The organism is Persicobacter diffluens (assembly GCF_036244895.1).
Lineage (GTDB): Bacteria > Bacteroidota > Bacteroidia > Cytophagales > Cyclobacteriaceae > Persicobacter > Persicobacter diffluens.
Genome location: NZ_BQKE01000006.1, coordinates 76,178 through 89,669 on the forward strand (window position 1 = coordinate 76,178; position 13,492 = coordinate 89,669).

A 13,492-nucleotide genomic window follows, 5' to 3' on the forward strand; every position below is an offset into this window, starting at 1 on the left:
AAGCATTTCATCTAGTGATGGTTTTATGAAATATAAAATTTCATCACTTTATTAGAAAGTAACAATTTATTGGATAAATGGTGCAATCTACTCAGGCTTTTGTCTTGTTGTAAGTAGGTGTTCGATAAGGTGTTATTTTTTGGAGAGGTCGTATTAAGACCATAATTCAATCTTGACTTTCAATATATCAAAACAGATAACCCACTCCTCGTAATTTTTTTGTATTCCATCTCACATTAACTATTTCTTACGTACTCCCAATTTTTCAAATGAATGGCTGGGGGCTCGACAGCTATGTTGGTGTCCTGAATTTAGAGTAGAATTAAATCTTTGGGAATAACCCAATTGGGGGATTTTTCTTTTTATTTATCAGAACCAAAACCGGGGTATGCCTGTTTTTCTGAAAATAGTAGACATGACAGAAAAGGAGATATTGCTAGCCAACCGAAAAAACCTTAGACTGATTGATCAAATTATTATTCGGGAAAAGGAAAATTTGACCAATATATCTTCAGAAATGCCCTGCGTGGTACACCTCAATAATATGCAGCATTTGGGGATTGAGCAGATGAATGAGTTTGGCACCTCTTTGTTAAGACTAAGTCATGATGAACTGATTAGCCTCGGGGAAAACTTTGTGAAAAATTATTTACACCCGGAGGATGTGAAGCTCTAAATTCCCAATTTGATCCGGTTTTATGGAAATGCTGACTTAGATGAGAGTTATACTTTCTGCCAAAGGGTCTATGATACTAAAAAGAGGGATTATTATTGGATGCTCACCACTACCAAAATTTGTAGGACTGAGGATTTATTAATTTCTACCTCCCTCCCTTTTAATCAGGTTAACCACCTTACGAAAAAGGTGAATTTGGCATTGAATGATAATGTCTTCATGCGAAAGAATTGGGAGAAATTTGCAAGCCTGTCCAAGCGCGAGCGAGAGGTATTCAATTTAATTGCCACAGGAAAGTCTAATACGGAAATCGGTGAATTGCTTTTTGTTAGTAGGGAAACGATAAAACGCCACCGAAAGAATATTTATTATAAGTTAGAGATTAACAGCATCGCCGGAGTTTTAAGGTACGCCAGGGCCTTTGTGCTGTAGCCATTTTTTAACAATAAAACCCCTTTATTTGGCCGCCTCTATGGTATTAGGTATAAGCGTAGCATAAAAAAGAAAGAAAATATTCTTCTGAAATTTTCGTTGTTGGTAGTAGCTACGCTCCCTAGTTTAAACTTTCAATATATCGCTCTCTTATATCATTTTGACTTGAAAATGATGAAAATCGCTATCAATCAGCATTTTATTGGGGTCCATTGGGAACAAAGTTTTCTGATAAAGATTCTGAGATTGTCATAGCCCCCAAAAAGATTCATTATGAGGAAGATTTTATATGTTATTGGGGTTGCTTTTTGCTTCGTATTTCTATCCAAATTTACCTATTCGGCACATTCTACCTTACCTGAAGGTTTAAAGTTATGGCTCAATTTGACTAAAGGTGAGCCCATCCTGATTTATGTTGACGATGAGGATTATGGGCCATATCATGCCAGCCCTTTCCTTTTCAAGGACAAGGTATGCTTTTTTATCAATGGTCCGGGCGATCAGGTAATTTTAGTTGCTTATGATCCGGAAACGGGTGAGCAAATCCCCTTAGTGACTGGTTTTTTAGGAGGTATTCATGTCACCATTGTCGATGATTATCTGTATTTTTGGGCCAATGGCCTAGGTAGTTTTGACGGGCAGAATGTAACAGAATTTAATTTTAAGAATTCTACCCTGGATTACATAGAGTCAGCGCTGGAAACGCAGATGTCAGGAATCATTAAAGATCCTCGATTCCTATTAGTGGATGATTCCTTGGTCACCGTTTCTGTAGCTCCCGTTGTCGTTTACACAGAAGATCCGGAGTCCGGCTATTTGAAGACAGAAAATAAGTATATCGGCCTGAAAGGGGAGCAAGCCGTAATTTTTGGATCGGAGGAGAAGGATGTTGCCACAGCCCCTGAGCTATTCGGTCAACATGATTATACGCCATTAGGTACCGAGCAGGTGCCACAGACCGAAATGGGGAGTATCAGAAATCCTCGCTTGGACCAAAACTTTATTCAATTGCTTCCGCCAGAAATTGCCCAATACAACAGTGGGGATAGGGTGGTAAAACTGGATAACCGCTACTATTTCACCACTTTAATTGGTCAGGATTTATGGTTAGTGGAATATGAATCAAAGGCGGAACAGGATGCCGATTTTTTCCTGAATACAGGGAAATATAGAAGTGAGGAAGAAGATGTTTATTTGAGGCAGTTTAATGGAAATCGATATGATGATTTGTCCTTGGGTAGAAATTTTTGGAATAGCCATCGGTTTGGCGCTTTTGAGTACGATATACCTTTAGAAAATGGTAGCTATTATTTGAACTTATTTTTTAAAGAAATTTATTTTAGAGAGGCAGGAAAAAGGGATTTCCACGTGTTTGCTGAGGATAGTTTATTACTCGAGCATTTCAATCCAGATCCCAAAGATGGGGAAATTACCAAAGGCTTTTTTCTGGAAATAACCGATGGCGCCCTTAATCTAAAGTTTCAGCGAGGCTTGGCGAACCATCCGATGTTAAGTGGGCTAAGTTTGAAGAAAATCAATCCATCGAACTTTATCGATGCTGGAAGTGCAGAGGATCAACATTTTTTCTCGGGAGTTGCCTATGAGAGTCGCGAAAATATTAAGGATGATATTCTGTCTTTCACGCAAAGATTTTCAGCCGATTTTTCTGTCCCTCAGCAGGCCTTCCTGACCGAGCGATATGGTCACGATTTTTATTATCACTTACCTGTAGAGGAAGCCGGTTACTATAAGGTATCCTTATTTGCCGCTGAAACCTTTTGGCTGAACCCACCTTATTTAGGGCCTTATAGCGTTGAAGAGGTCATAAAGAGGAGGTTTTCCATTAAAGTAGGAGAGCAAGAGGTTGCCAACAATAGGGTTTTAAATGCATTAGGTGATAAAATTGAAACGATCGTATATGCGGATGGCCCGATCAATCTCCGCTTTTTTGTGGATGAAGATGGGCTTGATAATGCCAAGATCAATGCCATAAGGTGGACTAAAACGGTACCTCCTCAAACATTATATATTGATTGTGGAAATTTTGGGGAGACATCTTATTTCGTGGAAGTGCTGGATTCAATCGATTATTATTCCAGGCTGACTGTTCCTGATAACTATTTTGATGGTGGTGAAATTTTTAACTCCACGGGGAGACCCGGTGATTTCAGGGTGACTGAGAGGTTCGGTCAAGATTTTAAATATACATTGCCTACCTCCGTTGGTAGTAAGTATAGGTTGCTGGTATTTTCCGGATCAAGTACTCATATCCCTGGAGATAACAGGCAATTTAATTTGAGCATTGATGATAGTTTAGTGCTTGTAAACTATCGCCAAACTAAGATTGAAAACTACGCTTTAGATGCCCCTAATAACCAGATATTGTCGTTTGAATTTACTGCGCGCTATCCTTTTACCACCCTTAGGTTTTTTACTTCCTCGGGCAGTTTGGACTACGCGCATATTAATGCCTTAGCGCTTGAGAGAGTGGATCTGGATGAATTGACCAATGAGGGCAGACAAATTCGTGAAAGCTTTCTTTTGTATCCTAATCCAGCCTATAGTACTTTCAGAATTGTGACTGACGCCCTTGTGAAGCAAATTCAAATTATTAATGATCAGGGGGTGTCCATTCCCTTTGAGCAAGGACAATTTACTCCAGGTATATTGAGTATAGATGTGGGGCAAAATGTGCCAACTGGATTGTATCAGGTCATTATTACTACCGAAAATTCCACTACCAATAAACAGGTGATGCTGAGAGTTTGGTAGCTTATTTCGGTTTAATTTGTGCCATTTTGTGTGGGAACTAGCAACGGCCAAACCACATTTTTGACCAATAAAGACTGAAATATTTAAGGGCTTTATAGCGTTAAAGCACTCCGTTTTCGAAATATTCGGAGTGCTTTTTTGTGATCTAAAGGAGGCAATAGCTTATTGTACATTGCCTGCTGGATTGTCTTCGATTAGTTTGATTTATTTCCCATGATTCCTTGAGTTAATATCTATTCGTAATGCTCCATTGCCGGGGCTTGGCGAACCGCGGTTTCGGAGGAGTCATATCTCCTCCAAAAGGCGATTTAGGTTTATCGTCCTAATAATATGTTTTTGCTGATCAGGTCCTTTTCTGTTTGTACAAACACCTGGTAGAGACCGAATGGAGCTGATGCAAAATCGCTTATTCTCCACTGAGTTGAAGTTTCCATCAAAAAATCGAAATCAATTTCATTTCCTGTGGAATTAATAATCCAGACTTGCTTTATAGGGGTTTCTGATTTAACAATTAAGTAATCCAAATAGGCGGGGTTGGGACTAATGGAGATCAACTCCTGGATGTTCCTGGCCACTTCTTTAAGGGGATTCAGGTCCACGCGTTCCAATAGCAGGGCATTGACATTGGCATTATTCAAGCCAGTGGCAGGCACATAAAATCGAATGGTGGTCAGGGGATATTTTGCCGTAAAGTCGAATGCTGGAAGCTCCGCATCACCGTATTCGAAATCATCTCTCATTGGGGGCATATAATGATCCAAAACTTTTTGTTGATCAATTTCTACATTAAATTTTCGGTTACCGACACTATTAAAATAGGTTTCTGAGGATAAAATCCTTAATCGATATTGGCTTCCAACACTTGTGGGTAATCGATAACTGAAGTCTTGCCCATATCGCTCTGTGCCCATGAATGAATTCAAATTCTCATTATCATAGATTCTGCCCCCTTGAAAATAGGCATCTGGCATGGCCAGCCTGGAGTATATACCAACAGAGTCTACATAAGGGGCATATGGAATTCCTCTCAAGTTACCACAATCAATATAGAGGTACTGAGGGGCTGTTACTTTTTCCCAACTGATGGCATTTACTTTGGCGTTGTCTATACCTCTTTCACCCATATAAAATTTTACATTTATAGGGCGGTCAGCATATATAGTGGCTGTAATACGTTCGGCTGATTTACTGAGTACTATGCCTTCCTGATCAGGATATCCTTGGATTTTGATGGAAAATCGCCGCTTAATATACTCTTCCTCTGACCATGGACCATGATAATCTGAGATATCCAACCAAAAGGTTTCTGCAGCCCATACAGATACCTCATAAAATCCTGCTTGCTTAATGGGTAAATGATAGGCAAATGATTTCCCATAGCGCTCTGTTAAAAAAACGTTTTGCGGAATTGAAGTCCCTTTATCCAATGAAGTATTTGAATAGATGTCTTCCCATAATTCAGACGGCACCTCATACGAACGCCCCCCCCGAATAGAAAGACGCCTCTTCAGGCTTTTCATTTCCAGCATTGATATATTGTGCTTGTTCAATTTTCGTTAAGCTTAAAGCACTTAGCATGGGGTGATTCTTCATGCCCGGGAGAAATTGTAAGTCTATAGCACCATCCTTTATTTCGATTTGAAAGGTTTTGGTAATTTCTCCTGCAGCTGGGTCCGGATTAAAATTTTCCAACAACAGACGATCCTCCGCCTTCACATGAAAATCCCTTTGATTCGTTTCTTTGAAATAAATCTCTTTAAAGAAAAGGTTCAGCTGATACAAACCATTCTCCAAGGGTATTCGATAGCTAAATTGACCAAATCGGTGACTGTTCCAAAAAAAATCTCCACGCGCTAAATCATTATAGCGGTTCCCTGTGCGTTGATTTAACCATTTTTCTTCTTCCGTGGACCGGATGGAATTTTGGCCGGCATTCAGGAAGAAGTTGGCATCTTCAGCCGGATTTGAAATATATTCTACCAGCTAAAGTTCATTGTTTAATAAGGTGGTAAAATAAAAGGCATTTGGCTGTAATATTCACTCCATTATTCAATAGATACCTTTCCATTTGCGCTGCTTTTGTTTCGGATTTTCGATACAAGGTGGCTCGTAATTAATTACAATGTTTCTTGCTCCAAGAATATAGGAAAACGCTCCGTTAATCTTTGTCAACAGGCCAATCATCCTCTTTTAGCCTAGTTTATTCGGCTTTTTCGACTCATTAGTGTCAGAATATTTTCCCGGACTACAAGCTGCAATTCAACGAAAATTAGTTTATCATATATCTTACAAACAAGCCATTTGGTCACTATTGTCCTTGCTTAAGATATCCATATTGGGTATTTCATTCTATTCTATTCTCAGATGGAAAGCGGGTGGGTTAATATACACATTTATAATAGGTTAAAGCCATAGGAGGAATGGTAAATAACGCAATTTTCATTACATTAGAATAAATATGAAACTCCCCAACATATGTATTTTTTTGATAAAATATCCTCATATTTTGTCGACAGCGCGAATAATACTGAATCTGTCCACGAAGTTCGAACGGTTCTAAAGTACATTCTATTTACCTTTGGCTTTCAAACGATATTAGGAATAGCATTTCTTTATTATGAAAATTATTGGACTGCCTTAGCGCTGATTGGCTCCAATGTATTGCTGTTACCCATGTTTTTTTGGTTAAAATCAGGTCGTTTTTTATTGCTAAAAACTGGAATGATTGGCATCCTTATGCTGATCAATACTGGCCTGATCCTCTCTTTTGGCATTACTACAGGTATTGATTACCTGTATTTTACGGCTGTAGTGGCCATTTTTCTCCTTTTTAAAAAAGAGGAAAAGGGCGCTAAATTTTCTCTCCTTACTTTAGTTTTTTGCTGTTTTGTGGTAGTGAATTTTATTGAGCTTCCTCAACAGTATCAGATTCATTTATCTGCCAAAGAAATTCAATGGCAAAGGACGGGATTCGGACTCTGTGCGTTGATGTTGAGTGCTTTAGGATTAAAAAGTCTTCAGGATAGTTTTCAATCATCTTTAAGCAAAGAGAAAACCTCTACACGGAAGGCAAAGAATTTTAGCCTGGAACTTTACGAAGCGAATAGAAATTTGGAAGGGTATATTGAGAAAATAAGGGAACAGGAGAGTCTGCGTTATCGATTTTTTAACACGCTATCCCATGAATTACGCACACCCTTGAATGGCATCATTGGACTGATTAATGTGTTGAAAGAACAGGAGTCCATCAAGCATAAGTCCATTATTGATTCTCTTTCTTATTCTTCCAACATCCTCCTTTTTTTAGTGAACGATGTATTGGATCTAGCGAAATTTAATGATAGTGCCATCCCTATTCAAGCGAGGCCGAATGACCTTTTTCTATTGGGGATGCAAGTCCAGAATATTTTTAAGGAGACAGCCACCAAAAAAGGAATTGAATTTCATTTAGAGATTGATGAGCGGCTACCTAAGAAGTTACTATTTGATCTTACTCGTTTAAATCAATGTTTAAATAACCTGGTAAACAATGCGATCAAGTTTACCCAAAAGGGCTATGTTAAGCTAAGCGCCTCTCTAATTTCGAGTGAAGATAAGGTGATGAATGTGCTTTTTACTGTAGAAGATACCGGTAAGGGCATTTCTCCGGAAGTTGGAGAAAAAATTTTTAAGCCTTTTGTGCAAGAAACATTTGATGTCTATAAAGATTATGGTGGAACTGGTTTGGGGTTGTCCATTTCTCAGAAAATCGTACAGTCCATGGGAGGACACCTACAATATACATCCAAAGTTGATGAGGGGACCAGGTTTTATTTCCAGTTACAACTAGAGGAAAGTCCGAACATTACTAAAGCTACTGCTACTAAAGTTGAGGAGTCTGGGTTATCATTGGCGGATTTGAAAATTTTGGCCGTGGATGACAATCCAATTAACTTGTTGGTTTTAAAGAAGCTACTTAAGAAATCTGGTAGTTCGGTATTAACGGCTAAAGATGGCAAGGAGGCGATTAAAAAAGTGGCAGTGCATCCTGATATTGATCTAATATTAATGGACTTGCAAATGCCAGTAATGGATGGTTATGTAGCCACAAAAGTGCTTAGACAGCAAGGACTTCAAATCCCTATTATTGCCCTGAGTGCCACCCTTCCCTCGAATTTGGAAAATATGAACGAAAAGGGGTTCAGCCATGCATTAGTAAAACCTTTTGATGTGGGAAAATTAAGAGCGATCATCTCACGTTTTCATGCGGGAAACATATAGCCATTTGTATAGAATGGTTTATTCTTTTTGGGAAAATGTACAATTATTAAAACCAAGCCACCTCCTTTTGTGGGAAACAGGGGGACTTACACCGCGACTAAGATTTTAAAGGATGAATCATTGTAAGGGGCTGAAGAAGTGCAGGTTAAGGGGGTGTAGGGGTAAATACTCAATTTGAATAAATATGACGAACTGTCGGCGAAATAATTTGTTGTTGATGAAGGATATTAGTAATTTATTCTAATAATACAAAAATTTGATCAAATGGTGATAGCTGTTCTGTATTTGTCGATTTTGTGTCTCATTATTTTTGGTTGGAATTATATCCAAGTCAAGTTTCAAGAGGAGCGCAAAGAAAGCCAATGGTCGATTGATCCTGAAACGTCCATAAAAAGATGCGAAACGAATTTCGTCAAGACAGAGACCATTCTTTTTGATAAGGAGAAAATTAGACATTTATTCCAGCAGTCACGGCCTATTCCTGCCCCAAATGGTTCTTATAGACTCCATATATCTGAGGGTGATGTGAATAAAATTTTATCTAAGTGCTGTATTATAAAGCCAAATAGATTCGACAAACAAGTTTTTAGCTTTGATCATGCGCTATCTACAGAGGTTCAGGAGAGTATAAATCGACATGAATGGATTTTTGCCGATGGTGAGCAATGGTACTCCTCAAAGGATTTAGTTAAGCAATCGAGTTCATTACCTCCTGAAATTAATTTAGTTATGGCGGGATTGGTAGAGGAACTGGAACGCCTAAACGATCAGGAACTTTCCCACAAAGTGTATAAGGAAGGAAGAATATAGATATTGCAAAATTAGAGTCAATAACTACTATTGCCGTGGAATGGGTTACTTTACGCAACACTTAAAATTAATATCAGGCATGGAAATATTCTAGGATATAGGTGGATAAGGTAGGCTAAACCATTGTTAAACCCGCTCCAATAGCATTCCCAATCCTATTTAACGTCCAGATAAGCTCAGTGAGCATGTTTTTTAAAGTTACTACTTCGTGCTGAAATATACTCATAGCTCAGTCTGCTCATTGTGATTATAATTTATTAGCGATATCTTATGCACGAAATTGTGTCTTGTGTATTTGTTAATTTAGGCTTTTGATTCCATGATTCTACACTAAGTTCAACTCTGTCTCTTATTTTGCTGCGCCATCGGTCTTTTACCCAAATCTTGTAAACCCGTTTCTTCGTTTTGTAGATAAATTGTTTACCCACCTCAACAAGTGTATCTTTTCTAAAAGCACCAAGGCTTGAATCAGAATAGAACTTATTAGTATTAAGGTTAAAAGGACCAATTTCAAGTTTAACATGAGACTTCTTTTTTTTCGGACCTTCAAATGATATAAAAATCTGATTGTCAATTTTATGGGAATAGAATTCTGTATTGTAAGAAAGTGGTATTTCTAAATCTTTAGTCCGGAAGTCAATAAACGAAACAAATTCTTGTTCCTGTTTTCTCTTAACACAATCCAAATCAAGACTTTTGTAAATCTTAGATAGATCATTAGGTAGGTGTTCACGTAAAGAGTCTTCGTGAACTCTTAGAATTAGATCGTTATACAGACTTTGAAAGTGTTTTGTTCGATCTAGTATTAAGTAGTAAAATTCTTCTCTAAAATTATTTCCTCCTGATTCATCTGGATTGAACTTTAGGTTTCCTAACCTTAGGGATTGATATGAATACACATGTCCTATATAGTTTTCGAGTTCTTTGATTAAGATGGAGTCTGCTTGGGCTAAATGAATTTTAGATTGAATAATATTGACAATATCTAAGTGATTCGGAAGAACTACTAATGAGTCTACAACAGACCCGAAAAACCTATTCCCTAATAGCTTGTAAGCTGCATTATTTTTTTCAAGGCGAATGAGTATTGGCCAATAAAATTCTTCAAGTTGAGCAGTTACGAAATCTAGCCTTTTTTCATCTTTATTTCTTGTGTCATCAGCCCTCACTAATCTGTCAATTTCAGCTAACCTATCTCTAAACCGTAACTCAGCAAATGCGATCTCATTCTGGAATTTGGTCTTGTTTTGCTTTATTTCATTTATGAAGTTCAGACTATCCATCATTCTTTTATGTTCCAACTCTTCCCTGAGCAACTTGATAGCAGTGGAGCTATCCAAATGGTTCTTCAGCTTTAATAATTCAATTTCATGAACCTTATTTATAGAATCTAACTTCCTTTCCTGTTCTGATTTAAATGATTCTACATTCAAATCGCTGCATTGATTCATGTAGATAGACGCCCCAGCCACAATAATTGCTATAAAGAGGTTATTGACTATTAACTCTTTCCAGTTAACACTTTTTTTATTTTCCTCTTCTTCAGGTTTTTCTCCCATTTGATTTAGGTTATCGACTGTGTAAACTCAACTACTATTGCTTACATCTCCCCTATTTGCACATCCTTATTTGTATGAGTTAATTATTTACTAATATAATTATCCTTGGCCTTATTCTAAGGTAATTTTAATTTTATTATTGGTTACATGAGTGTATTTTTCAGTGGTATTGGAGGATGTAACCACCAACGAAAATGCTGAATATTACTGTTTAAGTTAGATACAAGGGATTAATATAAGTAATAGCAGATAAAAAATAAGCAAATAATATTTTAAAGATAATATTCACTCCAACAGCTACTCAAAAATATTGATGAATACTAAATGGAGAACCTGTAGCATTTAACTGAGGGCCTATGTAGCGCTCAAGACTAACTTGTGATTAAATCAGGGTGGAGTTTCCGGAATTCCCCAAAATTTGGAGTGCCCCATTAAAAGGGATATTGATTTTGGATGCTTACCCAAATTGGCTACATGCTTTTATTTCTAAAGTTTAGGTGTCAACATATTTCTGAATTAGACAACTTGATAGAACTTACATTTCCATACCACCAATTAAAGTTACATTTACGTACGGTACTGGTTTGTCATCATAATTAGGTACGTTCACAATTCTCCATTTATTTTTAGTAACAAATTCAATTTGTGTTTTAAAAGACCCGTCTAGTTGTTTTATACATGAATTAATTCTAGAATCACCATCTGTACCAACTAAAAACACTTTATTATGGTCTCCTCTTGCCCCCCAAATATAAACATGACCTGTAAAGCCTTTTGGCACATTAAATTCAGACGATTTACCATTAATTAGTGCTTGTCCGAAAACTCTAAAATCGTTTATATAGGCCTAATATCATCGATTTTTAGTGATAATTGAAAATGAGTTTTTTCGAAAAAGTCAAAGAAAATGCTTTTATTTAATCGTAATACACGGATAACACTCATTTAAGGCTCAAAACTCATACTTTTTTTTAACTATGCGCAGCGGATTCACCCAACAACTCAAAATTAACACAATACCTATAAGTGAGGTTCAATTTCCTAGCAACACACGAGATCATATTGTTAATTTATTACGGGCTCTTCAAGCGATCTACATGAATAAGGAAATTAGTGTTCGCATAGAAAAACTTTTGCAAGAGGCCATTGGGACTAGTCAGACTTCAGGAAGGAAAGGGATGGGATTATGGGAAGTTTTTGTTTTGGCTCAATTACGATTGTGTCAGAATTTATCATACGATGATCTTCTAAATTTGGCAAATTATAACGTTTTGGTTCGAAGGATGCTGGGAAAACAAATTAATCTTGGTCTTGCTGGTGAATCAGTGGATGAATATACCTTTCAAAATATTTATGATAATGTTAGCTTGGTTGATGATGAAACACTAAAAAAAATTAATGCTGTTATTGTTGAATTTGGACATGGTATATTTAAAAAAAAAGACTCGGATCCATTATCCTTAAAAACAGATAGTTTTGTTGTTGAAACAAATACGACTTTTCCATCGGATTATGTATTACTTTTTGAAGCTGGTCGCAAATGCCTAAATATGATCGGTGAAATAGCAAAACAGCATAAAGTAAAAGGTTGGAGAGAAGTAAAAAGCGAATCAAGTAAATTAAAATCACTCTGTAGATCTTTTGGAAGAGCTACCTCAGCAGGTGGGAAAAATAAAGCTAAAAATGAAATTGAAGCTTGCCAGGCATATTTGAATAAAGCAAAATCACTATATAAAAAGGTTGCTGATTTTTGGGAAAAAGATATGCCGGCATTGCTTATTGACCAAAAGACACTGTTGGTTCTTATTAAAGTTGAGTGGTTTAAGTTGATGTTTGAAAAACATATAAACTTGTTGGAGCGAAGAATAATTGGCCAAGAGAAAATCCCAGCACCAGAAAAAGTATATTCCCTCTATCTTCCTTTCACAGAATGGATAAAAAAGGGAAAGAAACGTCCCCCAATTGAAATAGGGAAAAAGTTATTTGTCACAACAGATCAATTTGGGCTTATTGTTGATCATTGTCTTGGGGATAATTTATCAGACAGAGATTCGATTATGGATATTATTGATCGAGTACTAGAAAAATATCAATTAGTATCATCTTGGAGTACAGATAAAGGATTTTCTTCAAAAGAAAATAAAGCGTTAATTCAGGAAGTTTTCCCTGATTTGCAGTTGATAATGCCTAAACTAGGTAAACGAAATAAAACGGAAGAGGCTGAAGAAAAGAGTAAACCCTTTAAATTATTAAAAAATGCGCACTCTGCTATAGAATCTAACATCAATGAATTGGAGAATAGAGGGTTAGATAGGTGTCCAAACAGATCTCCTGAGCAATTTCGAAATTATGTAGCCCTGGGAATTACAGCATATAATTTGCATAAAATAGGAAAACGATTAAATGAAATAAAAATTAAAAAGGAAAAAACACGATATAAAAAAATTATGTCTGCCGCTTAAAGAAGCTGCCTTTTAGAATGGAATAAAGCCTCTAGATTTACTAAAGGCTAAATTCTGTATGTCTTAATTTTCAAATAATTGTCGTAAAATAACCTTCAATGTCTTCTTCTGTCAAAAATGATAGATTTTAGCAATCAAAGGATAAATATCCAATAATCAAGCCATGTCAATAGTGCACAACAATATTGTTTTTGTTATATTTTAAAATATTGTGTTTCATTTTCTTACAGCCACTAATTACGCTTAATTTATATGAGGAAATAATCCCGTTACTCCCAATTATTACTCCACTGTAGTTTTGTTCTTCTTGGATGAGTTTTTTAATCTCATCTTTTACTTCCATTTTAATTTCCTTTGATGTGGTGGAAAATTTATTTTCGATATATGTAAGCCAAGTGACACCACTTGTAATCAGTGCAGTAAGAATTGCCGCTATTATTGATTTCATAGAGTTCTTTTTCCTCTTTAATTGCTTAAAGAGGAATTTGTTCCAGATACTCTAATTCTTTGAAACACCTCAC

General features: G+C 36.6%; 11 protein-coding genes. 6 read left to right on the forward strand and 5 right to left on the reverse strand.

Annotation, left to right across the window (positions count from 1 at the left end):
* Positions 1–388: 388 nt before the first annotated feature.
* The 3 genes from AAA970_RS25030 to AAA970_RS25040 all read left to right on the forward strand — a co-directional run bounded on the left by AAA970_RS25030 (position 389) and on the right by AAA970_RS25040 (position 3,880).
* A complete protein-coding gene (locus AAA970_RS25030) occupies positions 389–676 on the forward strand; it encodes a hypothetical protein (RefSeq protein WP_338239650.1) in 288 nt (95 codons plus the stop codon).
* Positions 677–685: 9 nt separating this feature from the next.
* Positions 686–1,108 (forward strand): response regulator transcription factor, encoded by a 423-nt coding sequence (locus AAA970_RS25035; RefSeq protein ID WP_338239652.1) that lies wholly within the window; start codon positions 686–688, stop codon positions 1,106–1,108.
* A 273-nt stretch (positions 1,109–1,381) separates the two neighbouring features.
* Positions 1,382–3,880, forward strand: a complete 2,499-nt coding sequence (locus tag AAA970_RS25040) for a malectin domain-containing carbohydrate-binding protein (protein WP_338239653.1) — start codon at positions 1,382–1,384, stop codon at positions 3,878–3,880.
* Positions 3,881–4,194: 314 nt separating this feature from the next.
* Here the strand turns inward: AAA970_RS25040 and AAA970_RS25045 are convergent, their stop codons facing one another.
* Together AAA970_RS25045 and AAA970_RS25050 are read right to left on the reverse strand one after the other, a co-directional pair.
* Complete coding sequence (locus AAA970_RS25045) at positions 4,195–5,400, reverse strand: malectin domain-containing carbohydrate-binding protein (RefSeq protein ID WP_338239654.1); 1,206 nt, start codon at positions 5,398–5,400, stop codon at positions 4,195–4,197.
* On the reverse strand, positions 5,351–5,863 hold the full coding sequence (locus tag AAA970_RS25050) for a malectin domain-containing carbohydrate-binding protein (protein WP_338239837.1): 513 nt from the start codon (positions 5,861–5,863) through the stop codon (positions 5,351–5,353). Before AAA970_RS25050 ends, AAA970_RS25045 begins: the two co-directional genes overlap by 50 nt.
* 738 nt (positions 5,864–6,601) lie before the next feature.
* Here AAA970_RS25050 and AAA970_RS25055 point away from each other — a divergent pair.
* Both AAA970_RS25055 and AAA970_RS25060 read left to right on the forward strand, forming a co-directional pair.
* Positions 6,602–8,140 carry an ATP-binding protein gene (locus AAA970_RS25055; protein ID WP_338239655.1) on the forward strand — a complete coding sequence of 513 codons (1,539 nt, stop codon included), beginning with the start codon at positions 6,602–6,604 and terminating at the stop codon, positions 8,138–8,140.
* A 264-nt stretch (positions 8,141–8,404) separates the two neighbouring features.
* On the forward strand, positions 8,405–8,950 hold the full coding sequence (locus AAA970_RS25060; RefSeq protein WP_338239656.1) for a hypothetical protein: 546 nt from the start codon (positions 8,405–8,407) through the stop codon (positions 8,948–8,950).
* Between the two features lie 257 nt (positions 8,951–9,207).
* Here AAA970_RS25060 and AAA970_RS25065 read toward each other — a convergent pair whose 3' ends face one another.
* Together AAA970_RS25065 and AAA970_RS25070 are read right to left on the reverse strand one after the other, a co-directional pair.
* A complete protein-coding gene (locus tag AAA970_RS25065) occupies positions 9,208–10,509 on the reverse strand; it encodes a hypothetical protein (protein WP_338239657.1) in 1,302 nt (433 codons plus the stop codon).
* A 535-nt stretch (positions 10,510–11,044) separates the two neighbouring features.
* On the reverse strand, positions 11,045–11,290 hold the full coding sequence (locus AAA970_RS25070; RefSeq protein WP_338239658.1) for a hypothetical protein: 246 nt from the start codon (positions 11,288–11,290) through the stop codon (positions 11,045–11,047).
* Between the two features lie 196 nt (positions 11,291–11,486).
* Here AAA970_RS25070 and AAA970_RS25075 point away from each other — a divergent pair, with 196 nt between their 5' ends.
* A complete protein-coding gene (locus AAA970_RS25075) occupies positions 11,487–12,971 on the forward strand; it encodes an ISNCY family transposase (protein WP_338239660.1) in 1,485 nt (494 codons plus the stop codon).
* Between the two features lie 166 nt (positions 12,972–13,137).
* On the opposite strand, the gene AAA970_RS25080 is transcribed toward AAA970_RS25075, so the two are convergent.
* Positions 13,138–13,419, reverse strand: coding sequence for a hypothetical protein (locus AAA970_RS25080; RefSeq protein ID WP_338239662.1), 282 nt, complete (start codon positions 13,417–13,419; stop codon positions 13,138–13,140).
* Positions 13,420–13,492: the final 73 nt, after the last annotated feature.

Bases quoted from the DNA above. Each gene is read 5' to 3' on its own strand.
- AAA970_RS25030 (WP_338239650.1), top strand. From the start codon at position 389: ATGCCTGTTTTTCTGAAAATAGTAGACATGACAGAAAAGGAGATATTG.
- AAA970_RS25040 (WP_338239653.1), top strand. From the start codon at position 1,382: ATGAGGAAGATTTTATATGTTATTGGGGTTGCTTTTTGCTTCGTATTT.
- AAA970_RS25045 (WP_338239654.1), bottom strand. From the start codon at position 5,400: ATGAAAAGCCTGAAGAGGCGTCTTTCTATTCGGGGGGGGCGTTCGTAT.
- AAA970_RS25055 (WP_338239655.1), top strand. From the start codon at position 6,602: ATGATTGGCATCCTTATGCTGATCAATACTGGCCTGATCCTCTCTTTT.
- AAA970_RS25060 (WP_338239656.1), top strand. From the start codon at position 8,405: ATGGTGATAGCTGTTCTGTATTTGTCGATTTTGTGTCTCATTATTTTT.
- AAA970_RS25065 (WP_338239657.1), bottom strand. From the start codon at position 10,509: ATGGGAGAAAAACCTGAAGAAGAGGAAAATAAAAAAAGTGTTAACTGG.
- AAA970_RS25075 (WP_338239660.1), top strand. From the start codon at position 11,487: ATGCGCAGCGGATTCACCCAACAACTCAAAATTAACACAATACCTATA.
- AAA970_RS25080 (WP_338239662.1), bottom strand. From the start codon at position 13,419: ATGAAATCAATAATAGCGGCAATTCTTACTGCACTGATTACAAGTGGT.